At 46.6% G+C, this 1,941-nt stretch carries 3 protein-coding genes; 1 reads left to right on the top strand and 2 read right to left on the bottom strand.

Going from position 1 to position 1,941, the window contains the following annotated elements:
- The coding region (locus tag VIP81_RS00015) for a LysE family translocator (RefSeq protein ID WP_331956420.1) at positions 1-500 on the top strand (500 nt) is incomplete at its 5' end.
- A 119-nt stretch (positions 501-619) separates the two neighbouring features.
- On the opposite strand, the gene VIP81_RS00010 is transcribed toward VIP81_RS00015, so the two are convergent.
- The gene (locus tag VIP81_RS00010; protein ID WP_331956419.1) at positions 620-1,657 is read right to left on the bottom strand and encodes a 2-oxoacid:ferredoxin oxidoreductase subunit beta; all 1,038 of its coding nucleotides are present in this window, start codon (positions 1,655-1,657) and stop codon (positions 620-622) included.
- 64 nt (positions 1,658-1,721) lie between these two features.
- On the bottom strand, positions 1,722-1,941 hold a 220-nt coding region (locus VIP81_RS00005), incomplete at its 5' end, for a carboxymuconolactone decarboxylase family protein (RefSeq protein ID WP_331956418.1).

Genomic DNA, 1,941 nt, shown 5'->3' with positions numbered 1-1,941 from the left:
TCAGCGATATCATGTTTGTATTGACAGGCAACCTGGCTACCTCTTTCATCAGTGGCCTGGAAGAATATAAAAGATCCATAGGTGTAGGCGGTGGTATTTTGTTGATAGCCATGGGTGTTTATGGGCTGTTATTCAAAAAGGTAAAGATCAGTACCGGCGACGAAAAGCCGGAGATGTTCCGCACCCACGACTACGTGAAAATATGGCTGGCTGGTTTTTTAATGAACACCCTGAATCCGGGTGTTATTATCTTCTGGTTGGGTGTGTGCGTCGCCAACAGTGCTACGGCAGTCTCTCACCGGATCATTATGTATACGGTGTGTTTAAGCCTGGTATTATCGGCTGATATCCTTAAAGTATTTGTTTCAGACAAAATCCGTCATAAACTCACGCTCACCAACGTGGAATGGCTCAATCGTATTGCCGGCGCCAGCATGATCATCTTTGGGGTGGTATTGCTGTACAAGGTGTTGTTTGAAGCCGGTGCGTTAGGACATTAGAAATAAGCCGAAAGCGCAAAGCATAAAGCAAAAAGATATAAAAGCGAATGACCAGAGTGGAATTAAATCCTTTGCTCTGGTCATTCGCTTTTATAGCTTTATGCTTTATGCCTTCTGCCTTACGCTATCGTCCAGGTTTCGTTACCAGCCAGTAACTTATCCAGGTCGCCAGGACCCTTTTTCTCCAGGGCTTCGGTCAACTGGTACTGCATAATGTCTTCGTAAGTAGGACGGTTCGCCTGATAGAAAACACCAAATGGACGTGGTAAGTGGCCTTCAATGCGCACATCATCGAACATGCGGGTCAGGATCTGTGCCTTATAGAAATCGCTTTCGTCATGGATCCACAGGTCATTTTCTGAATATTCGCCACCGAGGTCCACTACTACCGGTTTTAAGCCATCCAAACGGATACCTTTATTTTTGGTGGCGCCGAATACCAGTGGTTTACCCTGTTCTACGAAAATGGTTTCATCCAGTTTGCTGCTTTTTTCTGTAAACGCTTCAAAAGCGCCATCATTGAAGATGTTACAGTTCTGGTATATTTCCAGGAAGGAAGCGCCTTTATGTGCATGGCTGCGTTTCAGCATTTCCTGGAGGTGTTTAGGATCGCGGTCCATGCTGCGGGCAATAAAAGTGGCATCTGCTCCCAGGGCCAGGGCCATTGGGTTAAACGGATGGTCAATACTACCCATTGGAGTAGATTTGGTCACTTTATTTTCTTCTGAAGTAGGAGAGTATTGTCCTTTGGTTAAACCGTAGATCTGGTTGTTGAACAACATGATGTTCACATCAAAATTACGGCGCAGCAGGTGGATGGTATGGTTACCACCGATAGACAGGCCGTCACCGTCGCCGGTAACGATCCATACGCTGAGTTCCGGGCGGGTAGCCTTCAGGCCGGATGCAATGGCGGTAGCACGACCGTGAATAGAGTGCATACCATAGGTATTCATATAGTATGGAAAGCGCGAAGAACAGCCAATACCGGAAACAATCACAATATTTTCGCGGGGAACTCCCAGGCCAGGCATAATTGTTTGTACCTGTTTAAGTATAGAGTAGTCGCCGCAGCCAGGGCACCAGCGTACTTCCTGGTCCGTTGCAAAGTCTTTTGCCGTAAGGGCTGCCTGCGGAGCTATAGTTGCTGTTGACATTAGTATGAGTTAAATATAATTATATAGAGTCTGTAAAGTTACGATAGATACCTGTAAATTAAGATCACTGCGCCTGTAATTCTTCCCAATATTCTGCCGCCCTGCGTGTGTGCGGAATTACGATCGTTCCACCCACGATATTGGCCACGGCAAAGATTTCATACATCTCCTCTGTGGTGACGCCCTGCTCAAATGCTTTGCCCAGGTGATATTTGATACAGTCGTCGCAGCGGAGCACCATAGAAGCCACCAATCCTAACATCTCCTTTGTTTTGGTACTCAGC

The organism is Chitinophaga sp. (genome assembly GCF_036566945.1).
Lineage (GTDB): Bacteria > Bacteroidota > Bacteroidia > Chitinophagales > Chitinophagaceae > Chitinophaga.
This window is presented reverse-complemented; position numbering and strand designations above follow the sequence as displayed.

Coding starts and splice junctions, on each gene's coding strand:
- VIP81_RS00010 (WP_331956419.1), bottom strand. CDS start 1,657: ATGTCAACAGCAACTATAGCTCCGCAGGCAGCCCTTACGGCAAAAGAC.